The sequence below is a fragment of the Streptomyces sp. NPDC057253 genome, from assembly GCF_042669125.1.
Classification (GTDB): domain Bacteria; phylum Actinomycetota; class Actinomycetes; order Streptomycetales; family Streptomycetaceae; genus Streptomyces.
Window position 1 is genome coordinate 17,959 of sequence record NZ_JBHUXV010000095.1, and the last position, 20,195, is coordinate 38,153.

Annotated in this window: 14 protein-coding genes; 6 read left to right on the forward strand and 8 right to left on the reverse strand. The window is 71.3% G+C overall.

Going from position 1 to position 20,195, the window contains the following annotated elements; translation table 11 throughout:
* Positions 1-3 precede the first annotated feature (3 nt).
* From ACFULQ_RS36230 to ACFULQ_RS36245, 4 genes are all read right to left on the reverse strand, one after another.
* Entirely contained in the window at positions 4-507 is a 504-nt protein-coding gene (locus tag ACFULQ_RS36230; protein ID WP_383552249.1) for an ATP-binding protein, read from the reverse strand.
* Positions 508-769: 262 nt separating this feature from the next.
* A complete protein-coding gene (locus ACFULQ_RS36235; protein ID WP_383552251.1) occupies positions 770-1,537 on the reverse strand; it encodes an enoyl-CoA hydratase/isomerase family protein in 768 nt (255 codons plus the stop codon).
* A 78-nt stretch (positions 1,538-1,615) separates the two neighbouring features.
* Positions 1,616-2,866 carry an Ig-like domain-containing protein gene (locus ACFULQ_RS36240; RefSeq protein WP_383552254.1) on the reverse strand — a complete coding sequence of 417 codons (1,251 nt, stop codon included), beginning with the start codon at positions 2,864-2,866 and terminating at the stop codon, positions 1,616-1,618.
* Between the two features lie 112 nt (positions 2,867-2,978).
* On the reverse strand, positions 2,979-4,163 hold the full coding sequence (locus ACFULQ_RS36245) for an Ig-like domain-containing protein (protein WP_383552288.1): 1,185 nt from the start codon (positions 4,161-4,163) through the stop codon (positions 2,979-2,981).
* A gap of 338 nt (positions 4,164-4,501) precedes the next feature.
* On the opposite strand from ACFULQ_RS36245, the gene glgX reads away from it, so the two are divergent.
* Complete coding sequence (gene glgX, locus ACFULQ_RS36250; RefSeq protein WP_383552257.1) at positions 4,502-6,748, forward strand: glycogen debranching protein GlgX; 2,247 nt, start codon at positions 4,502-4,504, stop codon at positions 6,746-6,748.
* 177 nt (positions 6,749-6,925) lie between these two features.
* Here the strand turns inward: glgX and ACFULQ_RS36255 are convergent, their stop codons facing one another.
* From ACFULQ_RS36255 to ACFULQ_RS36270, 4 genes are read right to left on the reverse strand one after another with little or no spacing between them, the layout of a single operon-like run.
* Complete coding sequence (locus tag ACFULQ_RS36255) at positions 6,926-7,564, reverse strand: response regulator (protein WP_383552260.1); 639 nt, start codon at positions 7,562-7,564, stop codon at positions 6,926-6,928.
* Positions 7,554-8,795, reverse strand: a complete 1,242-nt coding sequence (locus ACFULQ_RS36260; protein ID WP_383552263.1) for a sensor histidine kinase — start codon at positions 8,793-8,795, stop codon at positions 7,554-7,556. Before ACFULQ_RS36260 ends, ACFULQ_RS36255 begins: the two co-directional genes overlap by 11 nt.
* A gap of 25 nt (positions 8,796-8,820) precedes the next feature.
* On the reverse strand, positions 8,821-9,555 hold the full coding sequence (locus ACFULQ_RS36265) for an ABC transporter permease (protein WP_383552266.1): 735 nt from the start codon (positions 9,553-9,555) through the stop codon (positions 8,821-8,823).
* Positions 9,552-10,457, reverse strand: coding sequence for an ABC transporter ATP-binding protein (locus ACFULQ_RS36270; protein ID WP_383552269.1), 906 nt, complete (start codon positions 10,455-10,457; stop codon positions 9,552-9,554). Before ACFULQ_RS36270 ends, ACFULQ_RS36265 begins: the two co-directional genes overlap by 4 nt.
* A 183-nt stretch (positions 10,458-10,640) precedes the next feature.
* Here ACFULQ_RS36270 and ACFULQ_RS36275 point away from each other — a divergent pair, with 183 nt between their 5' ends.
* The 5 genes from ACFULQ_RS36275 to ACFULQ_RS36295 all read left to right on the forward strand — a co-directional run bounded on the left by ACFULQ_RS36275 (position 10,641) and on the right by ACFULQ_RS36295 (position 20,175).
* The gene (locus tag ACFULQ_RS36275) at positions 10,641-12,449 is read left to right on the forward strand and encodes an ABC transporter ATP-binding protein (RefSeq protein WP_383552271.1); all 1,809 of its coding nucleotides are present in this window, start codon (positions 10,641-10,643) and stop codon (positions 12,447-12,449) included.
* Positions 12,446-14,311, forward strand: a complete 1,866-nt coding sequence (locus ACFULQ_RS36280; protein ID WP_383552273.1) for an ABC transporter ATP-binding protein — start codon at positions 12,446-12,448, stop codon at positions 14,309-14,311. Before ACFULQ_RS36275 ends, ACFULQ_RS36280 begins: the two co-directional genes overlap by 4 nt.
* A 22-nt stretch (positions 14,312-14,333) precedes the next feature.
* On the forward strand, positions 14,334-16,076 hold the full coding sequence (locus ACFULQ_RS36285) for an ABC transporter transmembrane domain-containing protein (RefSeq protein WP_383552276.1): 1,743 nt from the start codon (positions 14,334-14,336) through the stop codon (positions 16,074-16,076).
* Positions 16,073-17,827 carry an ABC transporter ATP-binding protein gene (locus ACFULQ_RS36290; protein ID WP_383552279.1) on the forward strand — a complete coding sequence of 585 codons (1,755 nt, stop codon included), beginning with the start codon at positions 16,073-16,075 and terminating at the stop codon, positions 17,825-17,827. Before ACFULQ_RS36285 ends, ACFULQ_RS36290 begins: the two co-directional genes overlap by 4 nt.
* 290 nt (positions 17,828-18,117) lie before the next feature.
* The gene (locus ACFULQ_RS36295) at positions 18,118-20,175 is read left to right on the forward strand and encodes a M4 family metallopeptidase (protein WP_383552282.1); all 2,058 of its coding nucleotides are present in this window, start codon (positions 18,118-18,120) and stop codon (positions 20,173-20,175) included.
* The last annotated feature ends 20 nt before the right edge of the window (positions 20,176-20,195 follow it).

Consider the following 20,195-nt stretch of genomic DNA (forward strand, 5'->3'; position numbering starts at 1 on the left):
CGGCTACCGGTCGGCCACCCGCATCTCGAACCAGGTCGTCTTGCCGCGGGGCAGCAGATCGACCCCCCACCGGTCGGACAGCTTGTCGACGAGGAACAGCCCCCGTCCGCTGACGTCCATCTCCTGCACCGGCATCAGACAGGGCAGCCCCCGGGAGGGGTCCCGTACCTCTATCCGGATCCATCCGCGCCGGCGCCGCATCCGCAGGCCGAACACCCGTGCCCCCGTGTGCCGTACGGCGTTGCCGACGAGCTCGGACACGAGTAAGACCGCGTCCTCCGTCATCTTGGGGGTCAGCCCCCAGTGCCGCAGCACGATCACCTGGGTCAAGCGCCGCGCGGCGGCCGCGGACTCCGGCCGGGACGGCAGCGGAACCTCCGCTTCGGTGGGGTTTCCGAACAGTTCGAGCGCCTTCAGTGCGTGCTCGTCCTCGACCGCCGGAGACCAGCGCGCCGCCGTCACACGGCTGTCTCCCCGCGGCTGTTCGAAGTCCTCCAGCCCCGCCATGACCCCATCATGGCCGCCCACAGCGCCCTCCGGGGCCGTTCCTGACGAATCCGCCCCCCGGAACGCGTCGCTCCGGGCACGTCGATCGGCATATGCCGCAGGCACATCGGCGCCGTCAACAGCCCTGGTGACCTGGGGTGGAGGCTCACCAGGAGGCAATCGACGAACTCCCTCGGCAAGGCAGACTTAAGGTTGCCTTAAGGCTCCCATAAACCGCCCCAACGAGGGACCCGAATCAGACATCGCGTCAACTGCAAGGGGTTCAGGAGAATTTCGCCTTGCCGGGGCCCTCCTCGACGAAGCTCTTCATGCCCCGCTCGCGGTCCTCGGTGGCGAACAGACCGGCGAACCAGTTCCGTTCCACCGCGAGGCCCGTCTCGATGTCGGTCTCGAGCCCCGTGTCGATCGACTCCTTGGCGGCGCGCAGCGCGATCGCCGGCCCCTGCGCGAGCTTCGCCGCCCAGGCGTGGGCCTCGGCGTACACCTCGCCGGCGGGGACGACCCGGTCCACCAGGCCCAGGGTCAGCGCCTCGTCCGCCTTGACCATACGGCCCGTGAAGATCAGGTCCTTCGCCTTCGACGGGCCGACCAGCCGGGCCAGGCGCTGGGTGCCGCCCGCGCCGGGGATCAGGCCGAGCAGGATCTCCGGCTGGCCCAGCTTGGCGTTGTCCGCGGCGATCCGGAAGTCGGCGCACAGGGCGAGTTCGCAGCCGCCGCCGAGCGCGTAGCCGGTGATCGCGGCGACGACCGGCTTGGGGATACGGGCCACGGCCGTGAAGGAGTCCTGGAGGTCGCGGGCGCGCAGGACCATCGCGGTGTGGTCCATGTTCTGCATCTCCTTGATGTCCGCGCCCGCCGCGAACACCTTCTCCCCGCCGTACACGACCACCGCGCGCACGTCCGCACGCCGGGTCGCCTCCTCGGCGAGCTCCTTGAGCCGGTCCTGGGTGGCCACGTCCAGCGCGTTCATGGGCGGCCGGTCGAGACGGATGGTCCCGACCCCTTCGGCGACTTCGAGATTCACGGTCATGAGGCTCAGGTTAACCGCCGCTAACGGCAACGGCCCCGGTGCCGTAGCTCACACCGGGGCCGCTGATCGTCGTAGGAGCTACGCCTTCCACTTCTCCCAGGACATGTTCCAGCCGTTGAGGCCGTTGTCCGGGGCGACGGTCGCGTCGTTGGAGTTCTTCACGATCACCACGTCGCCGATCAGGGAGTGGTTGAAGAACCAGGCCGCCGGCACCCCGCTGTCGTAGCCGCCCTTGACGTCGCGCAGGCCCACGCAGCCGTGGCTGGCGTTGTAGTTGCCGAAGGCGTCGCCGCCCCAGTAGTTGCCGTGCAGGAAGGTGCCGGAGTCGGTCAGGCGGGAGGCGTGCGGGACGTCCTTGATGTCGTACTCGCCGCCGTAGCCGACCGTTTCGCCGTTCATCCGGGTCACCGCGAGCTTCTCGCTGATGACCATCTGGCCGTTCCAGGTGTCGTAACCGGGCTTGCCGGTGGTGACCTTGAGGGTCTTGACGGTCCTGCCGTCCTGCGTGACCTTCATCGTGAGCTTCTTGGCGTCCACGATCGAGACCTGGTTGCGGCCGATGGTGAAGGAGACGGTCTTGTCCTGCTTGCCGTAGACGCCCTTGCGGCCCTCGACGCCGTCGAGGTTGAGGTCGACGGTGACCTTGGTGCCTTCCTTCCAGTACTTCTCGGGGCGGAAGTCCAGACGGTCGTTGCCGAACCAGTGGCCCTCCACGTCGACGGCCGGCGTGGTCTTGATCGTGATGGCCTTCTCGACATCCTCAGGGCTGGTGATGCCCCGCGTGAAGCGGATGGAGAACGGCATTCCGACGCCGACGGTCGAGCCGTCCTCGGGCGTGAAGGTACCGATGAAGGTGTTCTTCGGAGTCAGAGTGGTGAAGCTGGAGTCCTCGGCCGCCGTACGGCCCTTGGAGTCCTTCGCGATCGCGTGCACCAGGTACCTGGTGCCGGCGGCGAGATGGGTGGACGGCGTCCAGGAGGCGCCGTCGGCGGCTATCTCCCCGGCTATCTCGGCGCCCTTGTCGTCCTTGACCCGGACCTCGGTCAACTTGCCCTTGGCGGCGCCGACCTTGAGGGCGCCGCTGGTGTCGACGGCCTTCGCGCCGTCCTTCGGGGTGATGGAGACGACCGCCTCGGACTGCTTGGTCTCGGCGGCGGCCGAGTCACCCTTCTCGCTCTTGGCGTCCCCGGAGCCGGAGCCGGAACCGGATCCCCCGCCACCGCACGCGGTCACGGCCAGCAGCAGGACGCCGAGTATCAGCGCCAGCAGCCCCCTGGCCCCGCGCCCCCGCGCGTCAACCGACGCCCCCGATATCGGTCGCACGTTCAAGTCGCTCTCCCCTCGCCGGGCCTGGTCAGGCCCGCATCACCCCCGCGATCACCGCGTGTCGGCGCATATTAACCGCATAAATTTCAGAATCTTGTGAGTACAAGGTCACCATTCAGTCACTGCCCGCCTTCCACTGCTTCCAACTCATATTCCATCCCCCGAGTCCATTGTCGGGAGCGACCTTTTTGTCATCGCTGTGGACGACCTCGACCACGTCACCGACGAGACTGCGGTCGAAGAACCACCCCGCGGGCGTCTCCGAGCTGCCGCCCTTCACATCCCTGAGGCCCACGCAGCCATGGCTGACATTGATCCTGCCGGGGGCGTCCGGCGCCCAGTAGTTGCCGTGCAGGAAGGTGCCGGAGTCGGTCAGGCGCAGGGCGTGCGGCACGTCCGGGATGTCGTACTCGCCGCCGAAGCCGACCGTGCGGCTGTTCATGCGGGTCACTTCGAGCATCTCGGTGACGACCATCTTGCCGTTGTACGTGGTCGTCTTCGGGGCGCCCGCGGTGATCGGCACGGTGGCGAGGAGTTCACCGTCCCGCCGGACCTCCATGGTGTGCCGGGCCGCGTCCACCAGGGAGACCTGGCTGCGGCCGACGGTGAAGGAGACGGTCTTGTACTGGAGGCCGTAGACCCCGGGCGCCCCCTCCACGTCCCGCAGCCGCAGCGCGACCGTCACGCGCGTGCCGGGCTGCCAGTAGTGCTCGGGGCGGAAGTCGAGGCGGCCCCTGCCGAACCAGTGCGGGCGGATCTCGACGGGCGGCTGCGAGGTGACGTGCACGGCGCGGGTGACGGCGGCGCGGTCCTGGATCTCCCGGTTGAACTCCAGGGAGACGATCATCCCGGTGCCGACGGTGGAGCGGTTCTCGGGACTGACGTACCCGATGAAGCGTTTGTCGGGGACGTACGTGGTGAAGGTGGTGTGCCGGGCCGAGCGGCGGCCGTGGGCGTCGAGGGCGACCGCGTGGACGGTGTACTCGGCGGCGAGCGCGAGCTGTTCCTCGTCGGGTTCCCAGCGCATGCCGTCGTCGGAGATGTGCCCGGGGACCGGGATGTCCTGCGCGTCCTGGGACTTGACGACGCTCACCGACTCCAGGCGCCCGCTGGGCACCCGGACCCGCAGTTTCTCCTCGGGCGGCACGCCCTTGGTGCCGTCGTCGGGGGCGACCCTGATCACGTCCTCGGGCGCGGGCGGCTTCCCGAACCCCCCGACCCCGCCGATCCCCCCACCCCCGCCCGGCGTGCACCCGGCGGCCCCGACCACCAGTCCTGCCCATGTCACTACGGCGACCATCACGGCCGCGAGGCGCCGAGCGCGCCCATCTCCATGTCTCACGAGCAGCTAAACGACGAGGCCCACCGGGGGGAAACGTGACCTTTGGATCTACGGCGACGGGGGCCTGCCGCTTTTTTGGGGGCGCGAGGAACTGCGCGACCGGCCCCCACCGACCCGCAGCCGCCCGACAGCCTGACCCGGCACTTCCGAAGGCGCCCCGCCCAACCCGGCGGAGCGAACCCGTGAGGGCGAGCCGACCGCTGGGCAGAACAGTGGGGAGGACGACGTGAGGGGGTGCCACGGTCGGGATGCCGTGTGCCCTTTTCCACCTCGTCCCACGAGCCGTGGGAGGACCGGTGTCCAGCGCAGCCGAGCAGGAGGCGGTGACCGAAGCCGCCGAGGAGCACCCCGCCGCGCTGGTGAACGGCGTGCGGCGGGGAGCACCACCCGTACCGGTGTGGCCCGGTGCGCCGACCCCGCTGGGGGCCAGGTTCCGGGTCGGCCCGGACGGGGTCGCGGGGACCAACTTCGCGCTCTGGGCGGGCGGCGCCGAGGCGGTCGAGCTGTGTCTGTTCGACGCGGACGGCAAGGAGACCCGGGCCCGGCTCAGCGAGCTCACGCACGAGATCTGGCACGGCTTCGTCCCCGGTGTGATGCCCGGCCAGCGCTACGGCTTCCGGGTGCACGGCCGCTGGGACCCGTGGACCGGCGGCCGCTGGAACCCGGCGAAGCTGCTCCTGGACCCGTACGCCCGCGCGGTGGACGGCGACTTCAGTCTGCCGCCCGAGGTGTACGGCCATGTCCGCGACTGGCCCCAGCAGCAGGTCGCGGACACCGTGCGCGACGACCGCGACTCGGCGCCGTACGTCCCGAAGGGCGTGGTCGTCCACGACGAGCACACCGACGACGAGTGGATGGAGGACCGCCGCCCGAAGACGCCGTGGGCGGACTCGGTCATCTACGAGGTGCACGTACGGGGCTTCACCGCGCTGCACCCCGGCATCCCCGAGGAACTGCGCGGCACCTACGCCGGGTTGGCGCACCCGGCCGCGATCGAGCACCTGGTGAAGCTGGGCGTCACGGCCGTCGAGCTGCTGCCCGTGCACCAGTTCGCGCACGAGGACCATCTGCTGCGGCGCGGTCTGAAGAACTACTGGGGCTACAACTCCATCGGCTACTTCGCGCCGCACGCGGGCTACGCCGCCTCCGGTACGACGGGCCAGCAGGTCGGCGAGTTCAAGCGGATGGTCCGCGCGCTGCACGCCGCCGGGATCGAGGTCATCCTCGACGTGGTCTACAACCACACGGCGGAGGCGGGTGAGCTGGGGCCCACGCTGTCCCTGAAGGGCATCGACAACCGGGGGTACTACCGTCTCCAGTCGGACGCCCGGCGCTACGCGGACTACACGGGCTGCGGCAACACCCTGCACGTCGTCCAGCCGCACGTCCTGCGCCTGATCACCGACTCGCTGCGCTACTGGGTGACGGAGATGGGCGTGGACGGCTTCCGCTTCGACCTAGCGGCCGCGCTGGCCCGCTCGATGCACGACGTCGACATGCTCTCGCCGTTCCTCGCGGTCATCGCCCAGGACCCGGTGCTCAGGCGCGTGAAGCTGATCGCGGAGCCGTGGGACGTGGGCTCCGGGGGCTACCAGGTGGGCGCCTTCCCACCGCTGTGGACGGAGTGGAACGACCGGTACCGCAACGCCGTACGGGACTTCTGGCGGGGCGCGCTGCCGGACGTGCGCGATCTCGGCTACCGCCTCTCCGGCTCCAGCGACCTGTACGCCTGGGGCGGCCGGCGACCGTACGCCTCGGTCAACTTCATCACCGCGCACGACGGTTTCACCCTGCGCGACCTGGTGTCGTACGAGAGGAAGCACAACGAGGCCAACGGCGAGGGCAACCGGGACGGCACCGACGACAACCGGGCGTGGAACTGCGGGGTCGAGGGCGAGACGGACGACGAGCGGGTCCGGGCGCTCCGGCGGCGGCAGCTCAGGAACCTGCTCACCACCCTGCTGCTGTCGACCGGCGTGCCGATGCTGGTCGCGGGCGACGAACTGGGCCGCACCCAGCGCGGCAACAACAACGCCTACTGCCAGGACAACGAGATCAGCTGGGTGGACTGGGGGCTCCTGGAGGACCCGGGCTGGAAGGCCCTGTTCGACCTCACGGCCCGGCTGATCGACCTCAGGCACCGCCACCCGGTGCTCAGGCGCCGGGCGTTCTTCTCGGGGCGGGCGCATTCCGCGGACGGTCTGCGCGACCTGGCCTGGTTCACCGCGCGCGGCACCGAGATGACGGAACGCGACTGGTACGCGCCCGCCGCCACGCTCGGCATGTATCTGTCGGGGCGGGACATCCCCGGCCGCGACGAACGCGGCGCGCCGATCCTCGACGACAGCTTCCTGGCCGTCCTGCACGCGGGCGACCGCCCGACGGCCTTCCAACTGCCGGGCCCGCCGTGGGCGGAGCGGTACGAGGTGGTCGTCGACACGTCGAGGGAGGAGCAGGACGAGGCCCCGGGGGTGGTGCACCGGGCGGGCTCGTCGGTCACGGTTCCGGCGCGGGCGGTGCTGCTGCTCAGGGTGGCCGGCTGAGGCGGTGGTGCAGGTCCGTGAACAGCTCATGTGATCGCCGGCCATGACAACTCCAAGCGACCCGGTGAAGTCGACTGCGGTTCGGCAACGCCGCCAAGGGGCGCGGGGAACTGCGCGACCAGCCACGACGGCGCCGCAGACGAACGACGGCACAACCCGGCACTTCCAGCGGAGCGCTTAGCGGAGGATCCCCCGCTGGTACGCCGTCGCGACCGCCGCCGCGCGGTCGTTGACGCCCAACTTGGCGTACAGGTGGGTGAGATGGGTCTTCACCGTGGCCTCGCTGATGAAGAGTTCGCGGGCGATCTCGCGGTTGGAGGTGCCCCGGGCGACCAGGGTGAGGACCTCGCGCTCGCGGGCGGAGAGGGGTTCGTTCGGCGGGGACTTGGGGGCGCGGACCGCGGAGACCAGGCGGGAGGCGACGGCCGGGGAGAGGACCGTACGGCCCTCCGCCGCCGCCCGTACCGCCGTGAACAGCTCGTCACGCGGGGCGTCCTTGAGGAGGTAGCCGGTCGCACCCGCCTCGATGGCCGGCAGCGTGTCGGAGTCGGTGTCGTACGTCGTCAGCACCAGGACCTTCGCCCGGGCGCCGGCGCGGGTCAGCTCCCGGATCGCGTCCACGCCTCCCCCGCCCGGCATCCGCAGGTCCATCAGGATCACGTCGGGGTCGAGGGCGGCGGCCCGCTCGACCGCCTCGACGCCGTCGGAGGCCTCGCCGAGCACCGTGAAGCCGGGCGCGGAGGCGAACATGCCCCGCAGACCGTCCCGTACGACGGGATGGTCGTCGACGATCAGCAGCGAGATGTCACCGGTCATGGCGGACCAACGGTACGCGAGCCGACAGCGCGGTGCCGTGGCCCGGTTCGGACTCGACGGTGAGGGAACCGGCGATGCGTTCGGCGCGGGCCCGCATGCCGTCGAGGCCGAAGCCGCCGGCGCGGGTGCGGGCGGGCAGGGCGAGCGGGTCGAAGCCGCGTCCGTCGTCGCGGATGTCGAGGATCACCTCGTCGGTCAGGAAGCTCAGGGTGACGCCGAGCCGGGTGGCCCGTGCGTGCCGGGCGGCGTTGGAGAGGGACTCCTGGGCGATCCTGAGCAGCGTCGCAGAGACCTCGTCGTGCAGCTGCTCGGCGCTGCCGGTGAGCGTGAACTCGGCGCGGACGCCGGTGCGTTCGCCCCAGTCGGCGACCGTGTTCTTCAGCGCCTGGGGCAGTCCGTCGTGCTCCAGGGCGACGGGCGCGAGGTTGTGCACCGAGCGGCGGGCCTCGCCCAGGCTGTGCCGGGCGAGGTCGATCGCCCGGTGCACATGCTCGCGGGCCTGCTCCTCGTCGGCCGTGTTGGCGACGACCTGGAGCTGGGCGATGATCCCGGTCAGTCCCTGGGCGAGGGTGTCGTGGATCTCGGCGGCGAGCCGGCGGCGCTCGTCGGCGACCCCGGCCTCCCGTGCCTGGACGAGGAGTTGGGCGTGAAGGGCGGCGTTCTCGTCGAGCGCCTGCTGGAGTGCCTCGATGGTCTCGGCGCGCTCGTGGGAGCGCTGCTCGCCCTGTTCGGAGAGGTGCGCGACCACCGCCTGGAGGCCGAAGTTGACGGCGAGGAGCACGCCGAACGCGGCCCACTGCATCCCGTTGAACGGCATCCCGCCGGCCTGCGCGGCGGCCACGGTGACCGCGCTGGCGAACAGCCCGAACCGCCGCCACAGGCCCGGGATCAGCTCGTCGGCGTCCATGTAGCCGGAGGCCGCGTAGAAGGCGAAGAACGGGTTGATCCAGGTGAGCCCGAAGGCGAGCGCCCAGCGGACGCCGTAGTACACCGTCCCCGCCCGGGACGGGATCCGGCCGCGGCCCGCCCGGCGTGAGCGGGTGACGTGCCACCAGAGCTGGAGCCCGATCGCGGCGGCGACCAGGACCCCGGCGGCCCCCCACTCGTCGGGGCCGTCCATCAGCTCGGCGGCGCCCGCCGCGAGGACGACACCGATGCCGAGCAGCGCCCACGGCCCCCAGACGTGCAGCTGCTCCCAACGGCGGTCGAGCTGTGTGTCCGTCGCCCTCATGGCTCCAGTCTGCACGGCCGCGCCCCTACTCCCAGCGGAACCAGCGCACCGCGGCGCCCGTCAGCAGCAGGATCCAGACGACCAGCACGCCCAGGTGGCCCCAGCCGGGCCAGTCGCCCGCGGCCGCTTGGTCGAGGGCCTCGGCCGCCGCGCCGAAGGGCGTGCAGCCGACGGCCCTCGCCAGCGCGTCCGGCATGCTCTGCACCGGCATCCACACGCCCGCGCAGAACATCGCCGGGAAGAACACGGCCGAGCCGATGGCACCGGCGATCTTCGTGGTCCGGGAGAGCGCAGAGACCACCGCGCCGAGCGCGAGAGCCGCGAGGACGGTCAGCAGGAGGGCGAGCAGATATCCGGCGGGCTGCCCCGGCAGGCGTACGGCGAAGGCGGCCCGGCCGACGACGAGCGCCAGCAGCGCCGACGCCAGCGCGGCACCGCCGTAGACCACCATCTGCGCGGACAGCAGGGCGGACGGGCGGACCGGGGTGGCGGACATGCGGCGCAGGATGCCGCGCTCGCGGTAGCCGGTCAGGGTCTGCGGCATGGACTGGAGGCCGCCGACGATCAGGCCGAGGAGCACGGTCACCGGGACGTAGGCGTCGACCGGGCGCAGGCCGCCGAAGTCGCCGTCGGGCCGCCGGAAGGACGGGATCGAGCCGAGGATCACCAGCAGCAGGGTGGGGAAGAGCAGGATCCAGAACAGGGCGCCCGGTTCACGGCGGAAGAGACGGGCCTCGGTGCGCAGTACGGCGGTGCTCATGCCGTCGCCTCCTGGGTCAGGTCGAGGAAGGCGTCGTCGAGGGTGGCGTCGACGACCCGGAGCTGGTGGGCGGTGATGTGGCGGCGGGCGAGGAGGGTGATGACCGCGTTCACCGTCTCGTCGGTGCCGGAGAGGGTGAGGCGGCCGTCCCGGTGCTCGACGGACGCGAGCGCGGGCAGCGCGTTCAACTCGTGGTCGTCGAGCGGGGCGGACGGGGTGAAGCTGATGACCGTGGCGCCCGCCGAGCGGTGGATCAGACCCGCCGGGGTGTCCAGGGCGGCGACCCGTCCCTTGTCGATGACGGCGATCCGGTCGCAGAGCCGCTGCGCCTCCTCCATGAAGTGGGTGACCAGGAGGACGGTGACGCCGTTCGCGCGGATGTCCTCGATCAGCTCCCAGGTGTCGCGGCGGGCGCGCGGGTCGAGGCCGGTGGTCAGCTCGTCCAGGACGACGATCCGGGGCCTGCCGACGAGCGCCAGCGCGATGAACAGGCGCTGCTTCTGGCCGCCGGAGAGCTTGGCGAAGCGGGTGGTGAGCTTCCCGGTGAGGCCGAGGCGTTCGGCCAGGGGCCGCCAGTCGGCGGGGTGTTCGTGGAAGGAGGCGTACAGCTCCAGAGCCTCCCGGACGGTGAGCTTGGCCTGGAGTTCGCTCTCCTGGAGCTGGGCGCCGAGGACGCGGGCCACGCGCGCGTGGTCGGCGACGGGGTCGAGGCCGGTGACCCGGATCCGGCCCCCGTCGGGGACCCGCAGCCCCTCGACGCACTCGACGGTGGTGGTCTTGCCGGCGCCGTTCGGGCCAAGAATGCCAAAAATCTCGCCCTCCTCGACGGCGAAGGACACACCGTCGACGACGGCCCGGCCCCCGTAGGTCTTGCGCAGTTCGCTGACTTCGATGACGGACATGGCAGCAGAGTCCCGGGCGGGGGCCGTGTGCCACATCGCCCGTCGCGCTCGAATCGGCATCAGCCGATCGGTGGATGCGGCGGTACGACCCCTCGAACACGCAGGTCGTAGGTCCAACGGCCGATTGCGGTCCGGCCAAAACTCGGTGGGCGTTGTCAGTGCCGGTCCGTAGGCTCGCAGCTGATGCCCACGACACTTGCACCCACCAAGGACCGATCAGCCGCAAGGACCCTGCTGCGCCTGTGGCCGTATGTCCGGCCGGCCCGCGCGCGGCTGTTCACCGCCGCGTTCGTCGCGATTCTCGCCTCCTGTACGGGGCTGGTGATCCCGCTCGTCCTGAAGTGGATCGTGGACGGCCCGGTCGCCGACGGGGACACGGCGGGCGTGTGGCTGGGGGCGCTGTACCTGCTGCTGCTCGGGCTCGCGGAGGCGCTGCTCTTCGGTCTGCGGCGGTGGCTGGTGGCGCGGCCGCTCTCCCATGTCGAGGCGGAGATGCGGGCCGGCCTGTACCGCCGCCTCCAGCGCCTCCCGGTGGCCTTCCACGACCGCTGGGCCTCGGGCCAGTTGCTGTCCCGGGCCACCACCGACCTCATGCTGCTGCGCATGTTCCTCGCCTTCCCGCTGACCTTCCTGCTGGTCAACGCGGTGACGATCCTCGTGGGCGTGCTCATCATGCTGCTCCAGGACTGGACCCTGGGCCTGGTGATCCTCGGTCCCGCGATCCCCGTGGTGATCACCTGCGTGATCTTCGAGAAGCGGTACCACCATGTGGCGCGCCTCGCCCAGGACCAGGTCGGCGACCTCACGACGGTCGTCGAGGAGAGCGTGCTCGGCATCCGCATCATCAAGGGCTTCGGCCGGCACCGTTCGCAGGCGCGGGCCTTTCGCGACCTGACGGGGAAGCTCCGGGGAACCGAACTGCGCAAGGCACGGCTGCTGGCCACGATCTGGGGTGTCATCACCACGCTCCCGGAGGTGGCCATCGGAGCGGCTCTGGTCCTGGGCTGCGTCCAGGTGGCGGACGGCGACCTGTCGGCGGGCACGCTGGTGGCGTTCCTGTCCACGGCCCTGGCGCTCAGGTGGCCGGTGGAGTCCATCGGCTTCCTGCTGGCGATGAGCCAGGAGGCGGCAACGGCGACGGAACGCTATTTCGAGGCGATGGACGAAGTACCGGAGCAGGAAAGCGCGCCCCACAGGGGCGCGGGGAACGGCGCGAGTACCCCCCACCGGCCGTCAGCCGACAACGACGGCATGCGTTTTTCGGCGGTCTCGTTCCGCTTCCCCGACGCCTCCGAGGATTCCCCACCGGTCCTCGACCGCATCGATCTCCACATCCGGCCCGGTGAATCGATGGCCCTCGTAGGCGCTACGGGCAGCGGCAAGACCGCCCTCACCGCCCTCGTCCCCCGCCTCCATGAGGTGACCTCCGGCCACATCACGCTCGACGGCGAGGACATCACCGCCATGCCCAGGGAAACGCTGCGCGCCCTCGTGGCCGTCGCCTTCGAGGACCCCACCCTCTTCTCCACCAGCGTGGCCGACAACGTCCTGATGGGCCAGGACGAACGAGAACTGGACAGAGCCCTCTCCGTGGCGCAGGCCGACTTCGTGCACGCCCTCCCCCAGGGCACCGGGACCCAGGTCGGCGAACAGGGCCTCAGCCTCTCCGGCGGCCAGCGCCAGCGCCTCGCCCTCGCCCGGGCCGTCGTCGGCAAGCCGAGGTTCCTCGTCCTGGACGACCCGCTGTCCGCGCTGGACGTGCACACCGAGGCCGCCGTGGAGGCCGCGCTGCGGGACGTGCTGGCCGACACCACCGCGCTGATCGTCGCCCACCGCCCCTCCACCGTGCAGCTCGCCGACCGGGTCGCGCTGCTGTCGGAGGGCCGTATCACGGCCGTCGGCACCCACCACGAACTGCTGCGCACCAACGCCGAGTACGCCCATCTGATGTCCGGGTCCGGGGACTCCGGGGAAGGGGAGGACGCCCGATGACGGCCCCCACCACGTCCGCGCCCACCACCACGGACGAAGAGCCGCGACCGCCCGGTCAGGAACGGGCCGACGACGCGTTCGACGAGGACCGGCTGCCCTCTCCCCCGCGCGCGACCTCCCTCCTGCTGCGCTCCCTGCTCGCCCCGATGAAGGCCCGCGTCACCGTCACGACCCTCCTGCTGCTGCTCCAGCAGGCGGCCGTGCAGGCGGGCCCGCTGATCGTGGCCTACGCGATCGACCGGGCCGTACCCGCGTTCCGGGACCACGACCACGGGCCGCTGATCGCGGTGGGCGTCGGCTATCTGCTGTGCGCGCTGGCCTCCGGCGGCCTCCAGTACGCGTTCATCCTGGCCTCCGCCCGCGTCAACCAGGACGTCCTGCTCGACCTGCGCGGCCGGATCTTCCGGCACGCGCAGGCGCTGAGCATCGACTTCCACGAGCGCTACACCTCGGGCCGGCTCATCTCCCGCTCCACGACGGACGTCGAGTCGCTGCGCGAGCTCCTGAACGAGGGCCTCCAGGAGCTCGTCACCGTCGTCCTGTCCTTCCTCTACATCTCCGCACTGCTGCTCTGGCTGGATCTCGGCCTCGGCGCGGTCGCGGTGGCGTCCTTCGTGCCGCTGTACGGGCTGATGCGGGTCTACCAGCGGCGCGCGGGCCGGGTGTACCGGAAGCGGTCGACCGCGATCGCCGCCGTGATCGTGAAGTTCGTGGAGACGATGAACGGCATCCGCCCGGTGCGCGCGTTCCGCCGCGAGGCCGCCAACGACGCCGACTTCGCCGTACTGAACAAGCGGCACGAGCGGGTCAACGGCGACGCGCTGCTGGAGATGGCCCGCTATGTCGTCGGATCCCGGCTGGTCGCCAACACGGCCGTCGCGGGGATCGTGCTGTGGGGCGCCTACCGGGTGGCGCAGGGCTCGCTGGAGCTGGGTGTGCTGGCGGCCGCGGTGCTGTATCTGCGGCGGCTGTACGACCCGATCGACCGGCTCGGGATGTTCCTGAACTCCTACCAGTCGGCGGCGGCCTCGCTGGAGAAGATCGCGGGCCTGCTGGCCCAGACCCCGACCGTGCCGGAGCCGTCGGCCCCCCGGCAGCTGCCCGCACTGGAGTCCGCGGACCGTCCCGGCCGTGAGGTGGTCTTCGAGGGGGTCTCCTTCGCGTACCGCACCGGCGGCGAGGTGCTGCCCCGCTTCGACCTCACGCTCCCGGCCGGACAGACCGTCGCGGTGGTCGGCTCGACCGGCGCCGGGAAGTCGACGCTCGCCAAGCTCCTCGCCCGTTTCTACGACCCCACCGAGGGCCGCGTCCTGCTGGACGGCGTGGACCTGCGCGAGCTGGCCGTGCCCGAACTGCGGCGCGGGGTGGTCATGGTGACCCAGGAGGCGTTCCTGTTCTCCGGCACGGTCGCCGAGAACATCGCGATCGGCCGGCCCGACGCGAGCCGCGAGGAGATCGAGCGCGCCGCGAAGGCGATCGGCGCCCACGACTTCATCAGCGCCCTGCCCGACGGGTACGACACGGACGTACGCAAGCGCGGTGGCCGTATCTCGGCCGGGCAGCGCCAACTCGTGGCGTTCGCACGGGCGTTGCTCGCCGACCCGGCGGTGCTGATCCTGGACGAGGCGACGAGTTCGCTGGACATCCCGGGCGAGCGGGCGGTGCAGCGCGCGATGGCGACGGTCCTCAAGGGCCGTACGGCCGTGGTGATCGCGCACCGGCTGTCGACCGTGGAGATCGCCGACCGGGTCCTGGTGATGGAGCACGGCCGGATCGTCGAGGACGGCACCCCGGCCGAACTGGTCGCTGGCACGGGCCGGTTCGCGGACCTGCACCGGGCCTGGCGGGACAGTCTGGCGTGAGCGACCAGATGCGGGGGGACGAGTGATCGACGCGTACGAGGACCCGGGCACGCCGGACGTCCGGGGCGGCTGGCGGTACCTGTGGTGGCTGGTCCGCTGCCAGCCGGGGCGGTCCGTGGCCGGGGCGCTGCTGGGCAGTTCCTGGATGGTGCTGCTCGCGGCGACGCCGTACCTGATGGCGAAGGCGATCGACGAGGGTCTGGAGCCGGGCGACTGGGCGGCGCTGGTGCTCTGGTGCGTCGCGCTGTTCGCGGTCGGTTCCTTCAACTCGTGGCTGAGCATCATGCGGCACCGCACGATGACCCGGGTGCGGATGGACGCCAACTTCCGCACGGTCAAGGTGGTCGTCGGCCAGGCGGTCCGCCTCGGCGCCGCGCTCTCGCGCCGGACCGGGGCCGGGGAGGTCGTCACGATCGGCGTGGGCGACGTGCAGACGATCGCGCAGGCCCTGACCGTCGTCGGCCCCGGCGTCGGCGCCTGTGTCGCCTATCTGACGGTCGCCGCCCTGCTGGTCTCGGTCTCCACGGTGCTCGCCACCGTGGTCCTCCTCGGCATCCCGGCGATCGTCCTCCTCGTGGGCCCGTTCCTGTCCCGCCTCCAGGGCGCCGAGACGGAGTACCGCAACCGCCAGGGCGTCCTCACCGCCCGGATCGCCGACCTCGCGGGCGGCCTGCGCGTCCTCAACGGCCTCGGCGGCAAGGGCCTGGTCGCCGACGCCTTCCACCGCGACTCCCAGCACCTGCGCGCCCAGGGCTACCGGGTCGGCGCGGTCACCAGCTGGGTCCAGGCCCTCGGCGTGGGCCTGCCCACCGTGTTCCTCGCCACGGTCACCTGGCTCGCGGCCCGCCTGGCCGCCCAAGGGGACATCACGGTGGGCGAGTTGGTGGCGGTGTACGGCTATGTCGCGGTCCTGGTGGGCCCGGTGGCGTTCTGGGTGGAGTGCGGATACCAGCTGAGCCGGGGGGTGGTGGCGGCGAGGCGGGTCGTGGCCTTCCTGCGCCTGGAGCCACTGGAGGACAGGGGCACGAGGGACGCCCCGGCGGAACCGGCGGTCCTGCACGACCCGGAGTCGGGCGTGAGGATTCTCCCGGGCCGCCTCACCGCCCTGGCCTCGGCACACCCGGCGGACGCGGCGGCGGTACTGGACCGCGTGGCCCGCTATACGCCTTCAAGGGCGACCTGGGGCGGAGTACCGCTGGACGAGTTCAGGCTGCCCCAGGTCAGGGAGCACATCCTGCTGGCGGACCACGAGGCGGACTTGTTCGCAGGAACTCTGGGCGAGGTGATCGCGCCCCATAGGGGCGCGGGGCTGCATCAATCTGCGGCTCCGCCGCGGGGCGCGACCAGCCACAACGAACTCGCAGCCGCCCTGCACGCAGCCGTGGCAGACGACATCGCGCAGGGTCTCCCAGACGGCCTCGACTCCCCCATCGACGCCCAGGCCCGCAACCTCTCCGGCGGCCAACGCCAACGCATCCGACTCGTCAGAGCCCTCCTCGCCAACCCGGAAGTCCTCCTTGCCGTAGAACCCACCTCCGCCCTGGACGCCCACACAGAAGCCCTCGTGGCAGAACGCCTGCGCGAGGCAAGAGACGGCCGTACCACAGCCGTCACCACCACCTCCCCCCTCGTCCTCGACCACGCCGACACCGTCCTCTACCTCGTCGACGGCAAGCTCGCAGCGTCCGGCACCCACCAGCAACTCCTCACGCAGGAACCGGGATACCGCGCCCTGGTCGCAAGAGACGTGGAGGCCATGAAGTGACCGACGCCCACCTCCCGGTCGCCGACCAGGCAGCCGTACGGCGCGCCTCCGTCCGGCTCATCCGCCAGGACACCCGCGCCTTCACCACCGTCCTCGCCCTGAACGCCGCCGCCGCCCTCACCGGCCTCTCCGGCCCCTGGCTGCTGGGCCGGATCATCGACGAGGTGCGCGCGGGACAAGGCGTGGCCGCGGTGGACCGGCTCGCCCTCGTCCTCCTCGTCTGCGCGAGCGCCCAGCTCGTGCTCGCCCGCTGGGCCCGCTACGTCGGCCACCGGTTCGGCGAACGCACCCTCGCCCGGGTACGCGAGGAGTTCGTGGACCGCACCCTCGCGCTGCCCGCCTCCGTCGTGGAGCGCGCCGGCACCGGTGATCTCACCGCCCGCGGCACCGCGGACGTGGCGACCGTGGGGACGACGCTGCGCGACGCGGGACCCGAACTGCTCATCAACGCCGTGCAGTTCCTGTTCCTGCTCGCCGCCGTCTTCGTCCTGAACCCCCTGCTGGGCGCCGTCGGCCTGGTTGGTCTGCTGCCCATCTGGTGTGTGCTGCGCTGGTATCTGCGGCGGGCGAGGGACGGTTATCTGGCCGAGGGCGCGGCCACCTCCGACGTCGCCGAGATCCTCGCGGCCACCGCGTCCGGCGCCCGCACGGTCGAGGCGCTGCGGCTGGAGCAGCGGCGGATCCGGGCGAGCCGGGACGCTCTCGACACGGCCCGCCGCACCCGGCTGTACACCCTCTACCTGCGCAGTGTGTTCTTCCCCGTGGTCGAGATCGCGTACATCCTGCCGGTGGCCGGTGTGCTCCTGATCGGCGCGGTGCTGCACGCGCGGGGCGTGCTGAGCCTGGGCTCGGTCGTCGCGGCCGCCCTTTACCTCCAGCAACTGGTGTCCCCGCTGGACCAGATCCTGGTGCGGGTCGAGCAACTCCAGTCCAGCGGCGCCTCGTTCGCCCGGGTGGAGGGGCTCGCGGGGGCGCCGCGGGCCTGTGCCGAGGACTCCCCCGTCCCCGCCGACGACCGCATCGACGTCACCGATGTGCGCTACTCCTACGGCCGCGGCGGTGAGGTCCTGCACGGCGTCGACCTGACCGTGCGGCCCGGTGAGCGGCTCGCGGTGGTCGGCCCGTCCGGTGCCGGGAAGACCACGCTGAGCAGACTGCTGGCCGGGGTCGACGCGCCCACGTCGGGGTCGGTGACCGTCGGTGGCGTGCCCGTGGTCGGCCTCGGGCCCGAACAGCTGCGCCGCCAGGTCGTCCTGGTCACCCAGGAGCATCACGTCTTCCTGGGCACGGTCCGCGACAACCTCCTCATCGCCGAACCCGGCGCCGGGGACGAGGAGTTGTGGGACGCGCTGAGGGCCGTAGGGGCGGACGGGTGGGTGCGGGAGCTGCCCGAGGGCCTCGACACCCGGCTCGGCGAGGAGGGCCGCTCCACGGACGGCTCGCAGGCGCAGCAACTGGCGCTGGCCCGGGTGGTGCTGGCGGATCCGCACACACTGATCCTCGACGAGGCGACCGCCCTGCTCGATCCCACGACCGCGCGGCACACCGAGCGCGCCCTGGCCGCCGTACTCGAAGGGCGCACGGTCATCGCCATCGCGCACCGGCTGCACACCGCGCACGACGCGGACCGGGTGGCGGTGATGGAGGACGGCCTGCTGACCGAACTGGGCACGCACGAGGAGCTGGTGGCGGCGGGCGGGGCGTACGCGGCGCTGTGGGGGTCGTGGCACGGCGGGCCGGGCGACAGCTGACCCCGGGCGGCATCGGGGTGTCGGGCGGACCAGGCCGCCCTGCATGTGCCGGCCGTCGGCCCACGCGCCCGTATATCGAACATGAACTACCGGACAACGAACCGTTTCCGGCCAACTTTCTGACGCGCTCCTGACAGACAGCGCAATCCACTGCCACTCTTCCCACGGCAACTTCACAGCAACCCCACAGCACCACCGTTCTGCGTACCTCCCTGTTGTGCCCGGACGGTCGACCCACCGTCCGGTCTCCCCTGGCCGCGTGATCCGCGGCCGCGCAGAAGGAGTCAGTGTTGAGAGACAGTTCCTCCCACAGACGCGCCCCCCACGCCCCCCACACCCTGCACCGCAAGGCCGCTGCCGTGGCCCTCGTCGGTGTCTCGGCCCTGATCGCCGCAGCCGTCCAGTCGGGCGCCGCCACCGCAGCCCCGGCGAAGGCACCGTCGGCCGCGAGCAAGGTGATCCCGGGCGCCGAGTCCCTCAGGCTCAGCCCCGCCCAGCGCGCCGAGCTGATCCGCCAGGCGAACGCGACCAAGGCGGACACCGCCAAGGACCTCGGCCTCGGTGCCAAGGAGAAGCTGGTCGTCCGTGACGTCGTCAAGGACGGCGACGGCACCCTGCACACCCGCTACGAGCGCACCTACGACGGCCTGCCCGTCCTCGGCGGCGACCTCGTGGTGGAGACCACGAAGTCCGGCGCGACCGAGGGTGTCGTCAAGGCGACCGCCAAGGCCATCAGGCCGGCCACCACGACCGCGGCCCTGCCCGCCGCCAAGGCGGAGAAGCAGGCGCTGACCCTCGCGAAGGCGGCCGGCGCCGACAAGGCCGACACCGACCGCGCCCCGCGCAAGGTGATCTGGGCGGGCAACGGCACGCCGACGCTGGCGTACGAGACGGTCGTCGGCGGCCTCCAGGAGGACGGCACGCCGAACGAGCTGCACGTGATCACGGACGCGGCGACCGGCGCCAAGCTCTTCGAGTACCAGGGCATCGAGACCGGCACCGGCAACACCATGTACAGCGGCACGGTCACCCTCGGCACCACCCAGTCCGGGTCGACGTACAACCTGACCGACGGGGCGCGCGGCAGCCACAAGACGTACAACCTCAACCGCGGCACCTCCGGCACCGGCACCCTCTTCTCGGGCGCCGACGACATCTGGGGCAACGGCAGCGCCTCCAACACGGAGACGGCCGGCGCGGACGCGCACTACGGTGCCGCCCTCACCTGGGACTACTACAAGAACGTGCAGGGGCGTTCGGGTATCCGCGGTGACGGCGTCGGGGCGTACTCCCGGGTCCACTACGGCAACAACTACGTCAACGCGTTCTGGTCGGACAGCTGCTTCTGCATGACGTACGGCGACGGCTCGGGCAACACGCACCCGCTGACGTCGATCGACGTGGCCGGTCACGAGATGACCCACGGCGTCACGTCGAACACCGCGGGGCTCAACTACTCGGGCGAGTCCGGCGGGTTGAACGAGGCGACCTCCGACATCTTCGGCACGGCCGTCGAGTTCTACGCCAACAACTCCTCCGACGTCGGTGACTACCTCATCGGCGAGGAGATCGACATCAACGGCGACGGCACGCCGCTGCGTTACATGGACAAGCCGAGCAAGGACGGTTCGTCGAAGGACAGTTGGTACTCGGGGATCGGGTCGGTGGACGTCCACTACTCGTCGGGCCCGGCGAACCACTTCTTCTACCTCCTGTCGGAGGGCAGCGGCACCAAGACCATCAACGGGGTCACGTACAACTCCTCGACCTCGGACGGTCTTCCGGTCACCGGCATCGGCCGGGACAAGGCGGAGAAGATCTGGTTCCGCGCGCTGACCACCAAGTTCACCTCGACCACCAACTACGCGGGCGCCCGCACCGGCACCCTCGCGGCGGCCGGTGAGCTGTACGGCACCACCAGCGCCGAGTACACGGCCGTGGCGAACGCCTGGGCGGGCGTGGCGGTCGGCACGCGTCCCGGTGGCGGCGGCGGTGGCGGCACCTCCTTCGAGTCCACCACCGACGTATCGATTCCGGACAACGGGGCGGCGGTCAATTCGCCTATCACCGTGTCGGGGCGTACGGGCAACGCGCCGTCGAACCTCGCGGTCGCGGTGGACATCGTGCACACCTACATCGGTGACCTCCGGGTGCAGCTGATCGCCCCCGACGGCACGGCGTACACGCTGAAGGCGTACGGCACCGGCGGCAGCAGCGACAACATCAACACCACGTACACGGTGGACGCCTCCTCCGAGGTCGCCAACGGGACCTGGCAGTTGCGGGTCCAGGACAACGCGGCCCAGGACACCGGTTACATCAACAGCTGGAAGCTCACCTTCCCGTAGACCCGCGGGCCCACGGACAG